Origin of the sequence: Bradyrhizobium sp. LVM 105, from assembly GCF_003957705.1 — a bacterium.
Taxonomy (GTDB): Bacteria; Pseudomonadota; Alphaproteobacteria; order Rhizobiales; family Xanthobacteraceae; genus Bradyrhizobium; species Bradyrhizobium frederickii.
In genome coordinates this window covers 259,321-274,384 of the sequence record NZ_QZMV01000001.1, presented here as the reverse complement: position 1 = coordinate 274,384, position 15,064 = coordinate 259,321, and the positions used below count along the sequence as shown (strand labels likewise).

General features: G+C 63.6%; 14 protein-coding genes. 8 read left to right on the top strand and 6 right to left on the bottom strand.

The window, feature by feature from the left end; translation table 11 throughout:
- Positions 1 to 70: 70 nt before the first annotated feature.
- Positions 71 to 1,126: a 2-oxoacid:ferredoxin oxidoreductase subunit beta gene (locus D6B98_RS01315; RefSeq protein WP_126255149.1), complete on the top strand. Its 1,056-nt coding sequence runs from the start codon at positions 71 to 73 to the stop codon at positions 1,124 to 1,126.
- On the opposite strand, the gene D6B98_RS01310 is transcribed toward D6B98_RS01315, so the two are convergent.
- Both D6B98_RS01310 and D6B98_RS01305 read right to left on the bottom strand, forming a co-directional pair.
- The gene (locus D6B98_RS01310) at positions 1,127 to 1,576 is read right to left on the bottom strand and encodes a DUF4399 domain-containing protein (protein WP_126255148.1); all 450 of its coding nucleotides are present in this window, start codon (positions 1,574 to 1,576) and stop codon (positions 1,127 to 1,129) included.
- 17 nt (positions 1,577 to 1,593) lie between these two features.
- The gene (locus D6B98_RS01305) at positions 1,594 to 3,108 is read right to left on the bottom strand and encodes an SUMF1/EgtB/PvdO family nonheme iron enzyme (RefSeq protein WP_126255147.1); all 1,515 of its coding nucleotides are present in this window, start codon (positions 3,106 to 3,108) and stop codon (positions 1,594 to 1,596) included.
- Between the two features lie 331 nt (positions 3,109 to 3,439).
- On the opposite strand from D6B98_RS01305, the gene D6B98_RS01300 reads away from it, so the two are divergent.
- From D6B98_RS01300 to D6B98_RS01275, 6 genes are all read left to right on the top strand, one after another.
- A complete protein-coding gene (locus tag D6B98_RS01300; protein WP_126255146.1) occupies positions 3,440 to 4,060 on the top strand; it encodes a hypothetical protein in 621 nt (206 codons plus the stop codon).
- Between the two features lie 37 nt (positions 4,061 to 4,097).
- Entirely contained in the window at positions 4,098 to 4,547 is a 450-nt protein-coding gene (locus D6B98_RS01295; RefSeq protein ID WP_126255145.1) for a DsrE family protein, read from the top strand.
- Between the two features lie 214 nt (positions 4,548 to 4,761).
- Complete coding sequence (locus D6B98_RS01290) at positions 4,762 to 5,085, top strand: ArsR/SmtB family transcription factor (RefSeq protein WP_126255144.1); 324 nt, start codon at positions 4,762 to 4,764, stop codon at positions 5,083 to 5,085.
- Positions 5,082 to 5,513, top strand: coding sequence for an SRPBCC family protein (locus D6B98_RS01285; protein WP_126255143.1), 432 nt, complete (start codon positions 5,082 to 5,084; stop codon positions 5,511 to 5,513). Before D6B98_RS01290 ends, D6B98_RS01285 begins: the two co-directional genes overlap by 4 nt.
- A gap of 45 nt (positions 5,514 to 5,558) precedes the next feature.
- Complete coding sequence (locus D6B98_RS01280) at positions 5,559 to 5,762, top strand: hypothetical protein (protein ID WP_164718313.1); 204 nt, start codon at positions 5,559 to 5,561, stop codon at positions 5,760 to 5,762.
- 9 nt (positions 5,763 to 5,771) lie between these two features.
- A complete protein-coding gene (locus D6B98_RS01275) occupies positions 5,772 to 6,209 on the top strand; it encodes a DUF1801 domain-containing protein (RefSeq protein WP_126255142.1) in 438 nt (145 codons plus the stop codon).
- Positions 6,210 to 6,447: 238 nt separating this feature from the next.
- Here the strand turns inward: D6B98_RS01275 and D6B98_RS01270 are convergent, their stop codons facing one another.
- From D6B98_RS01270 to D6B98_RS01255, 4 genes are all read right to left on the bottom strand, one after another.
- Positions 6,448 to 7,986 carry a SpoVR family protein gene (locus tag D6B98_RS01270; RefSeq protein WP_126255141.1) on the bottom strand — a complete coding sequence of 513 codons (1,539 nt, stop codon included), beginning with the start codon at positions 7,984 to 7,986 and terminating at the stop codon, positions 6,448 to 6,450.
- The gene (locus tag D6B98_RS01265; protein ID WP_205680452.1) at positions 7,983 to 9,260 is read right to left on the bottom strand and encodes a YeaH/YhbH family protein; all 1,278 of its coding nucleotides are present in this window, start codon (positions 9,258 to 9,260) and stop codon (positions 7,983 to 7,985) included. The genes D6B98_RS01270 and D6B98_RS01265 overlap by 4 nt, the downstream gene beginning before the upstream one ends.
- A gap of 30 nt (positions 9,261 to 9,290) precedes the next feature.
- Positions 9,291 to 11,234, bottom strand: a complete 1,944-nt coding sequence (locus D6B98_RS01260; RefSeq protein ID WP_126255139.1) for a PrkA family serine protein kinase — start codon at positions 11,232 to 11,234, stop codon at positions 9,291 to 9,293.
- A 251-nt stretch (positions 11,235 to 11,485) separates the two neighbouring features.
- Entirely contained in the window at positions 11,486 to 11,839 is a 354-nt protein-coding gene (locus D6B98_RS01255; protein WP_126255138.1) for a hypothetical protein, read from the bottom strand.
- A gap of 371 nt (positions 11,840 to 12,210) precedes the next feature.
- Here D6B98_RS01255 and D6B98_RS01250 point away from each other — a divergent pair, with 371 nt between their 5' ends.
- A complete protein-coding gene (locus tag D6B98_RS01250; RefSeq protein ID WP_126255137.1) occupies positions 12,211 to 15,060 on the top strand; it encodes a bifunctional transaldolase/phosoglucose isomerase in 2,850 nt (949 codons plus the stop codon).
- Positions 15,061 to 15,064: the final 4 nt, after the last annotated feature.

Genomic DNA, 15,064 nt, shown 5'->3' with positions numbered 1-15,064 from the left:
TCCGTGCCGCCAAGACGTGGATGGCCGGGACAAGCCCGGCCATGACGCTGCGGAAGCTCCAGGTGCTCTCATGACCTACATCGCCAAACCGAAATTCCATCATCCGGGGCTGAAGCCGAACGAGCTCGGCTACACCCGCCGCGATTACGAAGGCAAGATCTCGACGCTGTGCGCCGGCTGCGGCCACGATTCGATCACGGCTTCGATCATCGAGGCGTGCTACGAGCTGTCGATCGAGCCGCACCGGGTGGCGAAGATCTCCGGCATCGGCTGCTCCTCGAAGACGCCGGACTATTTCCTCGGCAATTCGCACGGCTTCAACTCCGTGCATGGCCGCATGCCATCAGTGCTGACCGGCGCCAACCTCGCCAACCGCGACCTGATCTATCTCGGCGTTTCCGGCGACGGCGATTCCGCCTCGATCGGCTTCGGCCAGTTCGCGCATTCGATCCGGCGCGGCGTCAACATGACCTATATCGTCGAGAACAACGGCGTCTACGGCCTGACCAAGGGCCAGTTCTCCGCCACCGCCGATCGTGGCTCCAAGAGCAAGAAAGGCGTCACCAACACCGACAACGCCATCGACCTCGTCGCGATCGCGTTGCAGCTGGGGGCCACCTTCGTGGCACGCAGCTTCTCCGGCGACAAGACCCAGCTGGTGCCGCTGATCGCGGCCGCGATCCGGCACAAGGGCGCGTCCTTCATCGACGTGATCAGCCCCTGCATCGCCTTCAACAACCACGCCGGCTCGACCAAGAGTTTCGATTATGTCCGCGAGCACAATGACGCGGTGAACCGGCTCGACGTGCTGGTCGGCCGCGACCCGATCGCGGTCGATTACGCCCCCGGCACGGTCCAGGTGGTCGAGCAGCACGACGGCAGCAAGATCGCCCTGCGCAAGATCGACGCGGACTACGATCCGCACGACCGGCTGGGAGCCCAGACCTTCCTGGCAAGGCACGCCGCCAGGGGGCAGATCGTCACCGGGCTTCTGTACGTCGACCCCGAGGCGGAAGACCTGCACGAGCACCTCAACACGGTCGAGACGCCGCTCAACACGCTGGAAGCGGACACGCTGTGCCCGGGCTCGGCCGTGCTGGACAAGATCAACGCCAGCCTGCGGTGATCATTTGCTCCGCGCTGAAGCCGACGACCTGACGCGGATCGTAATCTTCTCCGACACGATCGGCGGTGCAAACGGATAGTGCTTGGCATCGCCGAGCACCAGCTGGAGCGTGTGCGTGCCCGGCGCAAGCTCAAGCATGGTTTCGGTCTGCCCTGCGCCGAAATGCAGGTGCGACTTGTCTTGCGGGATCGGCTCATTCGGATCGATGGGGTCTTTGACGTCGACCAGCAGATGATGATGGCCGGCGTTCGGGTAGTCGTCGCCAGCATGCGTCACGCCCATGTTACGCAAGCCGAACCGGACCAAAAACCCACCGCGAACCTTCTGCCCATCATGCGGCGTGATGAAATAGAGCTTGGCGTCCTTGGGCGCGGCCCTGCCCTGCGAACAGGCCGAGCCCGGTAGCAATGCGATCGCGACGACCAGCGCGACACCGGCAATGATCTTCATCAAACTTACTCCAGCACTTACGGACTGAGTGCGACACGGAATCCATGTGTGGGGTAACGGACATTGGTGTCGTAACCATCGCGGTTCGACGGCCGCACATATCTCGAATCGTTTTTCCAGGACCCCGAGCGCAGGACATGAGAGCTGCAGTCGCCGCTGCTCCATGCCGAGCCGTCACCCGGCGCGCCCTGATAGTTCTTGTGCCAGCAGTCCTCGACCCACTGATCGATGCCGCCGCCCATGTCATAAAGCCCGAATGGATTGGGCCTGAAGCTGCCGACCTTGGCCGGCTGCTCGGCCGCAAGATCACCGCAATCCTTGCACCCGGCCAGGCCCGGCTGGAGCTTGTCGCCCCACCAGTATTTGGTCTGCGTTCCGCCGCGCGCCGCATATTCCCATTCGGCTTCGCTCGGAAGGCGGTAAGGCTTCTTCGTCGTCTGCGCGAGCCAGGCGGCATATTGTTGCGCGTCGGCCCAGCTCACATTGCTGACGGGAGCATCGTCCTTGCCGGTGGCCGTGAATCCGCATGCCCTGGCGGCGGCGCATTCGTTCCACTCCTGCACTGTCACCGGATATTTTCCGATCGAGAACGGCTTGATCGCGACCTGGTGGACAGGCCGTTCGGTCGGGTCGTCATTGCTTCCCATCGCGAAGCTTCCGCCGCGAATGGCGACCATCTCGGGTTCGCGAGGCGGCGTCGCCGATGGGCTGGGCGCCGGCGACGGCGACGGCGAGGGAGGGGCAGAAGCCAATGATGGGGAGGGTTGTGGCGTCTGCGTCGCTGCCTCTTGCGGCGACGCGGCCGGGGCAGCGGTGGGCGTGGCGGCCTGCTCGTTGATCCTGCCGGGCTGCGCCAGCAAATACCAGAGCACGCCGGTCGCGATAATCAGCAGCGTGATGGCCAAAAGGAAGATAAGGGTATTTTCGCGCCGGCCTCGCGTGCTGCCGACCGCATCTGCATCCGGCAGCACGCGATACACACGCACCGGATCGGTGATGTTCTTGACTTTGCGGTCTCCGAGCGACTCATAGCCGCACACCACCTTGTGCTTGATCTGCTCGTAGATCGCGCCTGAGATAAAGACCTGACCAGGCTGCGCAATGCCTTCGATACGGCTGGCGATATTGACGCCGTCGCCGTAGATATCGTCCGGCTCTACGATCACGTCGCCGAGATTGACGCCAATCCGGTATTCGAGCCGCGAATGCTTTGGAAGCGAAGCATTGCGGCCGATGAGGTTCTGCTGGATCACGATGCTGCAGCGAACGGCCTCAACAGGGCTATCGAAAATAGCGATGAAGCCATCGCCCGTGGTCTTCACCAGACTTCCATGGTGCTCGATGATGCTGGGCTGGATGATATCGCGCTCGATCCGCTTGACGCGGACATGCGTTCCCTCCTCGTCCGCTTGCATGATGCGGCTGTAGGAAGCGATGTCACCGACAATGATCGCGGCGAGACGGCGAGGCATGGGGCCGTGTGGCGGCGGCTCATCTTGATTGCCGGATCTGAAGTTGCGAATTTCGCCCATGCGGGGGACTCCACAAGCTTACAAGGCAGCCCCAGCTTACGACTGCCAAAGGCGGTCGTCTGTGAACGCTACCACATTGACGAACCGAGACAATGTCGCCGCCATCGCCGACATCGAGTTCCGGAGAAACCAAGGAATGCGCCAGTTGAACCTTCTTGGTCCCATCAAGGACTAAGGCCCGGCGTGAGAGGACGGCCCCGAGTTCGTGCCGGGATAGTCGCAGGGGTGACCGTGCCGAAGGCTTGAACGCCGTGCGCTGGCGCCGCGACTAATGGCAGGCCAGCGCCGCCCTGCCGCGGCGGGCCATTGCCGCCAGGCGCCCGGTGCGATCATGAAGCTTGCTCTTATTGTTCCGCTTGCCCTTGCCGCATTCATCGGCGCCGCCCAGGCCGAGGAAGGCGACGACATCCGCGAGGCCAGCAAGGCTGAAGCCGAGGCCTTCAATGCGCGCATGTATGCGGTCACCCCCGGCGACAAGGCCTATGCCTGCTTCGTCCGCCGCTACGATGCCGACCATCTTGCGCGGCATCCGAAGCAGAAGGTCGCCGCGATGAAGCTGCTGATCTCGGCGGAACTGGACAAGGAGGACAAGGAGCTGCACAACTCCTTCCGGCTCGGCTTCAGGTATCGGCATCGCTCCGGCGACTTCGACTCGAGCGGCTCGTGCAACCACGCTGTGTTCACCAAGAGCGGCAACGAAGTCCGCTTGGGGTGCGGCGTCGACTGCGACGGCGGCGGCATCGGCGTTGCACTCTCGAAGGACGACAGGTCGGCGATCGTGCGGCTCGAGCGCGTCAGGGTCTGGCAGAACAACAAGCCGGACGACGATGCCGAGCGATCGCTCGTCGGCGGCGCCGACGACAGGATTTTCCGGCTCGATCGCACCGATACCAACGAATGCGCATCACTGGTGACCGACCGCAAGGAACTCGCGGCACTGCGCCACAAGTGATACTTTGTCTGGCATCGTCGCTTTCGGGGAGTTCGCCATGAATCGCCGCAACATCTTGTGGAGCGCCGCCTCGGCACTTGGCGCCGCGTTCGGCGCCTCACGTGCGCAAGCTGCTACCGAAGCCGGCCCGGGCAACAAGCTCAAGGTGGTCTATCACCTCAGCGACGCCGAGAAGGTCAATTTCGTGCTCGGCAACATCCAGAACCACATCGACGGGGTCGGCGGCCCCGAACATGTCACGATCGCGCTGGTGATCCACGGACCGGCGCTGAAGGCGTTTCATTCGGCGCAGGCCAATCCCGATATCAGCAGGCGCGTCAGTGATTTCTCCAAGGACGGCGTCGAGCTCGCCGCCTGCGGCAACACGATGAAGGCACAGAACGTCACGCTGGCGGATCTGTTGCCCGGCTTCGTCAACCTGGAGAACGGCGGCGTGGTCCGCATCGCCGAGCTGCAGTCGCAGGGGTACCTGTATTTGCGGCCGTAGGAGTGCGCGCGGCACTGAATCTCCCCGTCATTGCGAGCGCAGCGAAGCAATCCAGAATCTTTCCGCGGAGGGATTCTGGATTGCTTCGTCGCAAGGGGTCCTCGCAATGACTGTGGAGGCTGCGTGCCCCTAGCTTTTCCTCCGTGCGCGCTCTTGACTGACCCATAACCTTACGGTTATGAATAAACCCATAACTTCCTGGTTATGGATCGCCATGTCCCCCGCCCCCGATATCCTGTTCAGGACGCTCGCCGACCCCACGAGGCGGGCGATCTTCGAGCGGCTGTGCCGTGAGGGCGAGCAGACGGTCGGGGCGCTGACGGTGCGATCCGGCGTTTCGCAGCCGGCGGTCTCGAAGCATCTCGGCGCGCTCAAGCAGGCAGGCCTCGTGCGCGACCGCCATGAGGGACGCCAGACCCATTACAGCGCGCAGCCCGGCGCGCTCAATCCGCTGATCGACTGGACCAGCCAGATGTCGTCGTTCTGGCAGCGGCGGCTCGACGCACTCGACGATCTCCTGAAGAGGATGGACCAATGACTGAACCGGCGACCGAAACACGCTCCGTGATCGTCGAGCGCGAATTTGCCTTTCCCGCCGAGCGGCTCTGGCGCGCGCTGACGCAGCCGCACCTGATCGAGGAATGGCTGATGAAGAACGACTTCAAGCCGATCGTCGGCCATCGCTTCAATCTGCGCGGCGAATGGGGCGGCGTGCTGGACTGCGAGGTGCTCACTATCGAGCCGCAGAAGACGCTCGCCTATACCTGGAATTTCTCGCATGAGGACGCCGCCTTCGACCTCAGAAGCGTCGTGACCTTCACGCTGACGCCGACCAGCGCGGGCACGCATCTGCGCGTCGAGCAGGCAGGATTCAGCCCGACGCAGAAGCAGGCCTTCGGCGGCGCGCATGCCGGCTGGAAGCAGTTCTTGGCAAAACTGGACGAGGTGCTGGCGCGAGGAGACTAGTTCGTCCGCCGCGTCTATTTCCTGACATTCGCAAGAGAGGACCCAATGAGCACGCAGATGTGGATTCGGCAAATTCATCGTTGGCTGTCGATGGCGTTCACGCTTGCTGTCATCGCCAACATCGTCGCCATGATCATGCAGCTCCAGGCCGTGTGGATCGGCGTCCTGGCGCTCGTGCCATTGATTCCGCTGCTCGCGACGGGGCTGTATCTGTTCGCGCTGCCCTATCTCAGCCGCAGCAACGCGTGAGGCGAGAGGATGAAGAAGCCCGTGACTGGAAAGAAGACCGGTGCGAAGGAAACGAATGAAGCCTCGCCCTCCAAGCTGATCGACGGCAGGATCAAGGAGCTCGGCGACTGGCGCGGGGACATGCTGAAGCGGATCCGCGCACTGATCAGGGAAGCCGACCCCGAGGTCGCGGAAGCGTGGAAATGGCGCGGCGTTCCCGTGTGGGAGCACGACGGCATCATCTGCACCGGCGAGACCTACAAGGAAGTGGTGAAGCTGACCTTTGCCAAGGGCGCGGCACTCGATGACCCTTCAGGCCTGTTCAATTCCAGCCTCGACGGCAACGTGCGGCGCGCGATCGACATTCGCGAAGGCGAGAAGATCAACGACAAGGCGCTGAAGGCGCTGATCCGCGCGGCGCTGGAGCTGAACATGTCGAAGAAGAAACGGGCGAAGCGACCGGGATAAAGGTGCCCGTTGTGCGGCCACGCCGACGCCTCTCTCCGTTCCCTCCCCCCTTGTGGGGGAGGGTCAGGGAGGGGGGTGCCACACGGGGATTCTGTCTGTCGGCACCGCCTCCCGACGCATCGTCAGCAACCGGCACCTTTTGCTGGGCTACCCCTCTCCCTAGCCCTCCCCCACAAGGGGGGAGGGAACGCACCGTCGTCGGAGCGCTAGTCGAGTTTCACCTCAGAGGAAAATTCCCTCACGCCACCGCGGCGGCGATCGGGCGCGGGCTCACGACGTATTCGCGCAGGACCTTGTCGTTGGCGTCGACCTCGATCAGCGCGACGTCGTAGGTCCAGAGATCGGCGAGATGCTGCAGCACCCGTTTGGCGTCGGTCTCGTTGAGCTGCGAGCCCTTGATGACGTGGTGATGCAGGATCAGGCGGCGGTCGCCTGAGAGATCGACGTCGACCACCTCGATATTGGCGTCGATGTAGCCGACATCATGCTGCCGTGCCAGCTCGCGGCGGACGCGGCGGAAGCCGCGCTCGTCGTGGATGGCGTCGACCCTGATGCCGGCGCGCTCCTCGGGATCGTCGTGCAGGTGGAACATGCGGAAGTGCCGCATCAATTTCGGGCTCAGGAACTGCGCGATGAAGCTCTCATCGCGGTAGTTGGCCCAGACGTCGCGCAGCACGCCCATCACGTCGTTCTTGCCGGCGATGTCGGGGAACCATTCGCGGTCCTCGTCCTCCGGCCTGGTGACGATACGCTCGATGTCCTGCATCACGGCAAAGCCGAGCGCGTAAGGGTTGAAGCCGGAGAAGCGCGGATCGTCGAACTCGGGCTGGAACACCACATTGGTGTGCGAGCCCAGGAATTCGAGGAAATTGCCGTCGGTGATGCGGCCCTGCTGGTGCAGCTGGGTCATGATGCGATAATGGACGTAGGTTGCCGTCCCCTCGTTCATCACCTTGGTCTGGCTCTGCGGATAGAAATACTGCGCGATGTGACGGACGATGCGGAGCAGCTCGCGCTGCCAGGGCGCCAGGCGCGGCGCGCTCTTCTCCAGGAAGTAGAGCAAATTCTCCTGCGGCAGGCCGAGCAGCTTGCGGCGGCGCTCGATGCTGAGCGCAGAGCGGGTCTTGCTCTTGCCGGCCGGCACGGTGCGCCAGAGATCATTGAAGACCTCCTCCTCGTGCTGACGGCGGCGCCCGGCCCGCTTCTCCTCGGCGCGCAGGTCGAGCTTCTTCTTGCCGGGATAGCGGTCGATGCCGTGCGACATCAGCGCGTGCGCGGCGTCCAGGGTACGTTCGACCTCGATGCGGCCGTAACGCTCCTCGCATTGCATGACGTAGTTCTTGGCGAAGTCGAGATAGTCCAGGATGCCGTCGGCGTCGGTCCACTGCTTGAACAGATAATTGTTCTTGAAGAAGTGGTTGTGGCCGAAGGCGGCGTGCGCGATCACCAGGGTCTGCATCGTCGCCGTGTTCTCCTCCATCAGATAGGAGATACAGGGCGAGGAGTTGATCACGATCTCGTAGGCGAGGCCCATCAGGCCCTTGCGATAGGACGCCTCGTGGAAGGCGAAATGCTTTCCGAACGACCAGTGCTTGTAGAACAAGGGCATGCCGACCGACGAATAGGCGTCCAGCATCTGCTCGGCGGTGATCACCTCGATCTGGTTCGGATAGACGTCGAGCCCAAGATCCTTCAGCGCCACCTCCTCGCAGGCATCGGTGATGCGCTGCAAGGTGTGGAAATCCCAATCCGCGCCTTCGAACAATCGTTCCGTCATGGAGCGGCCTTCTCCTGGGAAGTTTCGCGGCGCTGAAACAGATCGTGGAACACCGGAAAGATCTCGCTGCGCTCCGAGACCTTGCGCATCGAGAGCGGTGCACCGCTGTTGCGCAGGCGCTCATAGAGGCTCCAGAGCGAGGAGTCGGAGAGATCGAAGGCGCTGCCGCCGGACTCCCCGACCTCGAGATAGGCAAAGAACTGGCAGACCGGCAGGATCTTGTCGGTCAGCAGCATGCCGGTGAGCTCGCCGTCGGAATAGGAATTGTCGCCGTCGGAGGCTTGCGCGGCATAGATGTTCCAGTCCGACGGGTTGAAGCGCTCGCGCACGATCTCGTGCATCGCCTGCAGGGCGCTGGAAACCAGCGTGCCGCCCGAAGCCGGGCCGTAGAAGAAGGTCTGCTCGTCGACCTCCTCGGCGCGGTCGGTGTGGCGGATGAAGACGATCTCGACGTGCTTGTAGCGGCGCTTCAGGAACACGTAGAGCAGCATGTAGAAGCGCTTGGCGAGATCCTTCATGTGCTCGGACATCGAGCCCGAGACGTCCATCAGGCAGAACATCACCGCCTGCGCCACCGGCCGCGGCACCGTCTCGAAGCGGCGGTAGCGGATGTCGATCGGATCGATGAAGGGAATGCGCTTGGATTTCGCCTTGAGCTTTTCGAGCTGGGCGAGCAGCACCTCACGCTCGTCCTCGTCGGTGCAGGCCGCGATCGCAGCTTCCAGCTCTTCGATCTCGTCCTTGCGGGGACGCTTGAGCGCGATGCGGCGGGCCAGCGCGAGCTTCACCGTCCGGCTCACCGAGATGTTGGCGGGCGAGCCCGACGTGGTGTAGCCGGCACGCTGGATGCCCTCGCTCTCGGTCTGCGCGATCTTGCGCTTGGCGAGATCGGGCAGCTCGAGATCGTCCAGGAACAGATCGACGAACTCGTCGCGGGAGAGCACGAAGCGGAACGCGTCCTCGCTGTCGCCCTCGCCCGGGCCGGAATCCTTGGCGCTGCCCTGGCCGGAGCGCTGCAGATAGTCGCCCTCGACGAACTTCTTGTTGCCGGGCAGCACCATGTCGCGCGTGCCGCCTTCGCGGCGGAAGCGCGGCTCGTGCATGCCGTCGAGGGGGATCGTGACCTCGCCCCCCTCCAGGACGTCCTTGATGTCGCGCTCCTGCGAGGTCTTCTTGACGGCGCCCTGCACCAGGGATTTGGCCCGACGCAAGAACCGCTGGCGGTTCTCAAGACTCTTGCCGCCTGGATTCAGGCGCCTGTCAATAATGTGAATGGGCACTTTACCATTCGCCTCCCATCCGCCTCAACCGGCCTGCTTCACGCGCATGTACCATTCGACGAGCCGGCGAACCTGACGCTCGGTGTAGCCACGCTCCACCATGCGTGCGACGAACTCGCCGTGTTTCTTCTCCGTCTCGCCGTCCTTCTTCGACCCGAAGGAGATGACCGGAAGCAGGTCCTCGACTTGCGAGAATATCCTCTTTTCGATCACGTCGCGAATCTTCTCGTAGGAGGTCCAGGCCGGATTTTTGCCACCATTCTGGGCCCGCGACCGTAACGAGAATTTGACGACCTCGTTGCGGAAGTCCTTGGGGTTGGCGATGCCCGCCGGCTTCTCGATTTTCGTCAGCTCCTGGTTCAAAAGCTCGCGATCGAGCAGCTGGCCGGTGTCGGGATCCTTGAAGTCCTGGTCCTCGATCCAGGCGTCGGCATAGTCGACGTAGCGATCGAACAGGTTCTGGCCGTAATCCGAGTAGGATTCCAGATAGGCCTTCTGGATCTCGTTGCCGATGAACTCGGCATAACGCGGCGCGAGATCCGCCTTGATGAATTCGAGATAGCGCTTCTCGACTTCCTCCGGCAGCTGCTCCCTGCGGATCGCCTGCTCCAGCGCGTACATCAGATGCACCGCGTCGGCTGCAACCTCCTGCGGATCGTGGTTGAAGGTCGCAGCCAGGATCTTGAAGGCGAAGCGGGTGGAAACACCGTCCATGCCCTCGTCGACGCCCGCGGCGTCGCGATATTCCTGGACGCTGCGCGCCTTCGGGTCGGATTCCTTCAGGCTCTCGCCGTCGTAGACCCGCATCTTGCCGAACAGGGTGGAATTCTCGTGCTTGCGCAGGCGCGACATCACCGAGAACCGCGCCAGCGTCTCCAGCGTCGACGGCGCGCAGGGCGCCGCGGCGAGCTCGGAGCCCTGGATCAGCTTCTCGTAGATCTTCTGCTCTTCGGTGACGCGCAGGCAGTACGGCACCTTGATCACGCAGATGCGGTCGATGAAGGCTTCGTTGTTCTTGTTCGCCTTGAAGCTCGCCCACTCGGCCTCGTTGGAATGCGCCAGGATCACGCCGGTGAACGGGATCGCGCCGATATTCTCGGTGCCGATGTAATTGCCCTCCTGCGTCGCGGTCAGCAGCGGGTGCAGCATCTTGATCGGTGCCTTGAACATCTCGACGAACTCGAGCACGCCCTGGTTGGCGCGGTTGAGGCCGCCGGAATAGCTGTAGGCGTCAGGATCGTTCTGGGCGTAGGTCTCGAGCTTGCGGATGTCGACCTTGCCGACCAGCGAGGAGATGTCCTGGTTGTTCTCGTCACCGGGCTCGGTCTTGGCGATGGCGATCTGGCGCAGCCGCGATGGCTGGATCTTCGCGACCCGGAACTGGGAAATGTCGCCGCCGAAGGCTTCCAGCCGCTTGTAGCACCACGGGCTCATCAAGCCGGTGAGACGCCGGCGCGGAATGCCGTATTTCTCTTCCAGCATCGGGCCGAGCTGTTCGGGATCGAACAGGCTGAGCGGGCTCTCGAACACCGGGGAGAGTTCGTCGCCGGCCTTGAGCACGTAGATCGGATGCACTTCCATCAGCGACTTCAGCCGCTCGGCGAGCGAAGACTTGCCGCCGCCGACCGGCCCGAGCAGGTAGAGGATCTGCTTGCGCTCTTCGAGGCCCTGCGCCGCATGACGGAAGAAACCGACGATGCGCTCGATGGTTTCTTCCATGCCGTAGAACCCGGCGAAGGCCGGATAGGTCCGGATCGTGCGGTTCAAAAAAATACGGCCAAGGCGTGGGTCCTTGGCCGTGTCAATCGTCTGAGGTTCACCGATCGCTGCTAGCAGTCGTTCGGCCGCGTTCGCGTATTTCATGGGATCGCTTCGACACGATTCCAGATATTCCGCCATCGACATGTCGTGCTGGCTTCTCGCCTCGAACGACCGAGCGAAAGCGTTGAATAGAGAATCGTTGTACATGATCCCTCTCCGCGTGAGTTCCGCTACAAGCTGAAACGAAAGCAGTTACCGGACCGTTCCTCAGGCCATTTCGAATCAGCGTGAGCACATGACGATCATTGGACACCCGGGTGCCGACACGACGCAACGCACAACGTAGGCACTCATTGAGTTACGAACAGGCACATGCCCGTAATTTGTGCGAATCTTCGTCTATATTGGCTCATTTCCAGAAAATGTCACTTGCTCGCAACATCCGGGCATTACCGGGGTTACGCGTTCATCCGGCGTTGCAGCATAGCGATCCGCCGGCGGCGATCTTGTGACGCTTGTACGGCGAAGCCTTGAGCATCTTGGAAAGCCGCGTTCATCTTCCTGATCGAATCCCGGGGCAGAAATTCACGGCCGATGCCGAGATCGCGGATGCCGACGGGATTGACCACGGCCACCGCGCCGCGCTGGGTGGGGAGCATCCGGATCAGCCCGATCGTCATCAAGGCGAGCGCCACGACGCCGGCATGTCCGGCCATCGTGCCGTATTCGCCAAGACCATCCCACCAGTCGAAGCCGAGGGTCGCACTGAGCACGGTCATGGTAAAGCCCGCCGCGACCAGCAGTCGCAGCATCCTCCTTGGGCTGAGTTCGAGATCGTGCGATCGGTCGACAGAGCCGGCCTGGGCGCCCGGCGGCGGAGTGTTGGCGACAGCGATGCCAAGCTTTCGATCGCCAGGCTTTCGATCGCCAGGACTTCGATCGCCAGGACTTCGTGACGAGCGTGCACGCTCTCCCCCAGCACGGCCATTCGCGACCCCAGCGACTTTTTGCGCGACAACCTCTACTGCCGCCCGGATCGCCATGATCGCGACGGAGTTACACTGGAGGGTATGACGGCTGTACCCTTGATTGGTTCCCTCCCGGGAGCAGGTAAGCTAGAGGATAGCGCGTCAGGACCGGCGCGGAAACCCCTCGCCCGCAGGCTTGGAGATAAATAAGCATCATGAATCCCGTCAAAGAGCTGGAAAAGCACGGACAAGCCGTCTGGCTGGACTTCCTGGCCCGTGGCTTCATCGCCAAGGGCGACCTGAAGCGGCTGATCGACACCGACGGCGTCAAGGGCGTCACCTCCAATCCCTCGATCTTCGAGAAGGCGATCGGCAGCTCGGACGAATACGATGCCCCGATCGGCAAGGCGCTGAAGCGCGGCGACCGGACGGTGGCCGATTTGTTCGAGGCCGTCGCGGTCGAGGACATCCAGAACGCCGCCGACGTGCTCCGCCCGGTCTATGACCGCCTCAAAGGGGGTGACGGCTATGTCAGCCTGGAAGTCTCGCCCTATCTCGCCATGGACACATCGGGCACGGTCGCCGAAGCGCGGCGGCTGTGGAAGGACGTCGGTCGCAAGAACCTGATGGTGAAGGTGCCGGCGACGCCCGAGGGCCTGCCGGCGATCGAGACGCTGATCGGCGACGGCATCAGCATCAACATCACGCTGCTGTTCTCCAGGGCGGTCTACCTCCAGGTGGCCGAAGCCTACATTGCCGGTCTGGAGAAATACGCCGCCGGCGGCGGCGACCCCGCGCATGTCGCGAGCGTGGCGAGCTTCTTCGTCAGCCGCATCGACTCCGTGGTCGACAAGCAGCTCGACGACAAGATCGCCCGCGCCAACGACCCGTCCGAGAAGGAGCGGCTCGCCGCGCTGAAGGGCAAGGTCGCGATCGCCAACGCCAAGGTTGCCTACCAAGACTACAAGCGCCTGTTCTCGGGCCCGCGCTGGGACAAGCTCGCCGCCAAGGGCGCCAAGCCGCAGCGCATGCTGTGGGCCTCGACCGGCACCAAGAACAAGGATTACAGCGACGTCCTCTATGTCGAGGAGCTGATCGGCCCGGACACCATCAACACGGTGCCGCCGGCGACGCTGGACGCGTTCCGCGACCACGGTAAGCCGCGCGACAGCCTGGAGGAGAACGTCGACGAGGCGAGGCGCGTGCTCGAAGAGCTGGAGCGCTCCGGCATCTCGCTCGACGCCATCACCGAGGAGCTGGTCAAGGACGGCGTCAAGCTGTTCGCGGACGCCGCCGACAAGCTCTACGGCGCGGTCGCCCACAAGCGCGCCACCGTGCTCGCGCCGGCGCTTGATCGGCAAGAGCTCTCGCTCGGCGACGGCCTCGGCAAGGCCGTGGCCAGGAGCACGGAGGAATGGCGGGCGTCCGCCAAGATCCGCAGGCTGTGGCAGCGCGACAAGTCGGTGTGGACCGGCGCCGACGAGGACAAATGGCTCGGCTGGCTCGACAGCCCCGCCAAGGCCGACATCGCCGATTACGAGGATTATGCGGGCCGCGTGAAGGGCCAGAAATTCTCCGACGCCGTCGTGCTCGGCATGGGCGGATCGAGCCTCGGCCCCGAGGTGCTGGCCGAGACCTTTGGCAAAAAGCCCGGCTTCCCGAAGCTGCATGTGCTGGATTCGACCGATCCGGCCGAGGTCCGCGCGATGGAGGCGAAGATCGACATCGCCAACACCGTGTTCATCGTCTCGAGCAAGTCCGGCGGCACCACCGAGCCGAACGCGATGAAGGACTATTTTCATCAACAGGTTGCCAAGGCGGTGGGTGCGAAGGTGAAGACCGGCCACCGCTTCATCGCGGTGACCGATCCCGGCTCCTCGCTGGAGAAGGCGGCGAAGAAGCTGAGCTATGCCCGCATCTTCCACGGCGAGCCCTCGATCGGCGGCCGCTATTCGGTGCTGTCGCCGTTCGGCCTGGTGCCGGCGGCAACGGCCGGTATCGACGTCAAGACCTTCGTCAAGCACGCGCTCTCGATGGCCCGCTCCTGCGGACCGGACGTGCCGCCGAGCGAAAACCCGGGCGTGCAGCTCGGTCTCGCCATGGGCCTCGCCGGCCTCGAGGGCCGGGACAAGGTGACGATCCTGGCCTCGAAGAAGATCGCCGATTTCGGCGCCTGGGCCGAGCAGCTCATCGCCGAATCGACCGGCAAGGAAGGCAAGGGCCTGATCCCGATCGAGGGCGAGCCGCTGGGCGATCCCTCGGTCTACGGCAACGACCGCTTCTTCATCGACATCCGCATCGAAGGCGAAGCGGACGCCGCCCACGATTCCAAGCTCGCCGCGATCGAAGCGGCCGGCCATCCCGTGGTGCGCATCGTCATGAAGTCGATCGACCATCTCGGCCAGGAGTTCTTCCGCTTCGAGATGGCAACCGCCGTGGCGGGCTCGATCCTCGGCATCAACCCGTTCGACCAGCCGGACGTGGAAGCGGCCAAGATCAAGACCCGTGAGCTCACCGCCGCGTTCGAGAAGACCGGCGCGCTGCCGGAAGAGCAGCCGGTGATCAGCACCGACGAGGCCGACCTCTACACCGACGAGGCCAACGCGACAGCGCTGCGCGCCGCCGGCGCCAATGGCGACCTCACCTCGTGGCTGAAGGCGCATCTGTCGCGCTCGGGCCATGGCGACTATGTCGCGCTGCTCGGCTACATCGCGCGCGACAAGGCGACGATCGATGCGCTCCAGACGATGCGGCTCGAGGTGCGCGAGAAGCGGCACGTCGCGACCTGCGCCGAGTTCGGGCCGCGCTTCCTGCACTCGACCGGACAGGCCTACAAGGGCGGACCCGACAGCGGCGTGTTCCTCCAGATCACCGCCGACGATGCCAAGGACCTCGAGGTGCCGGGCCAGAAGGCAAGCTTCGGCGTGATCAAGGCGGCCCAGGCGCGGGGCGATTTCGACGTGCTGACCGAACGCGGCCGGCGCGCGCTGCGCGTGCACCTCAAGGGCGGGCTCAAGACGGGCCTCGCAGCGCTCAATGCAGCGCTCAACGATGCGCTGAACTAGGGAA

Coding starts and splice junctions, on each gene's coding strand:
- D6B98_RS01315 (WP_126255149.1), top strand. CDS start 71: ATGACCTACATCGCCAAACCGAAATTCCATCATCCGGGGCTGAAGCCG.
- D6B98_RS01310 (WP_126255148.1), bottom strand. CDS start 1,576: ATGAAGATCATTGCCGGTGTCGCGCTGGTCGTCGCGATCGCATTGCTA.
- D6B98_RS01305 (WP_126255147.1), bottom strand. CDS start 3,108: ATGGGCGAAATTCGCAACTTCAGATCCGGCAATCAAGATGAGCCGCCG.
- D6B98_RS01300 (WP_126255146.1), top strand. CDS start 3,440: ATGAAGCTTGCTCTTATTGTTCCGCTTGCCCTTGCCGCATTCATCGGC.
- D6B98_RS01295 (WP_126255145.1), top strand. CDS start 4,098: ATGAATCGCCGCAACATCTTGTGGAGCGCCGCCTCGGCACTTGGCGCC.
- D6B98_RS01290 (WP_126255144.1), top strand. CDS start 4,762: ATGTCCCCCGCCCCCGATATCCTGTTCAGGACGCTCGCCGACCCCACG.
- D6B98_RS01285 (WP_126255143.1), top strand. CDS start 5,082: ATGACTGAACCGGCGACCGAAACACGCTCCGTGATCGTCGAGCGCGAA.
- D6B98_RS01280 (WP_164718313.1), top strand. CDS start 5,559: ATGAGCACGCAGATGTGGATTCGGCAAATTCATCGTTGGCTGTCGATG.
- D6B98_RS01275 (WP_126255142.1), top strand. CDS start 5,772: ATGAAGAAGCCCGTGACTGGAAAGAAGACCGGTGCGAAGGAAACGAAT.
- D6B98_RS01270 (WP_126255141.1), bottom strand. CDS start 7,986: ATGACGGAACGATTGTTCGAAGGCGCGGATTGGGATTTCCACACCTTG.
- D6B98_RS01260 (WP_126255139.1), bottom strand. CDS start 11,234: ATGTACAACGATTCTCTATTCAACGCTTTCGCTCGGTCGTTCGAGGCG.
- D6B98_RS01255 (WP_126255138.1), bottom strand. CDS start 11,839: ATGCTGCGACTGCTGGTCGCGGCGGGCTTTACCATGACCGTGCTCAGT.
- D6B98_RS01250 (WP_126255137.1), top strand. CDS start 12,211: ATGAATCCCGTCAAAGAGCTGGAAAAGCACGGACAAGCCGTCTGGCTG.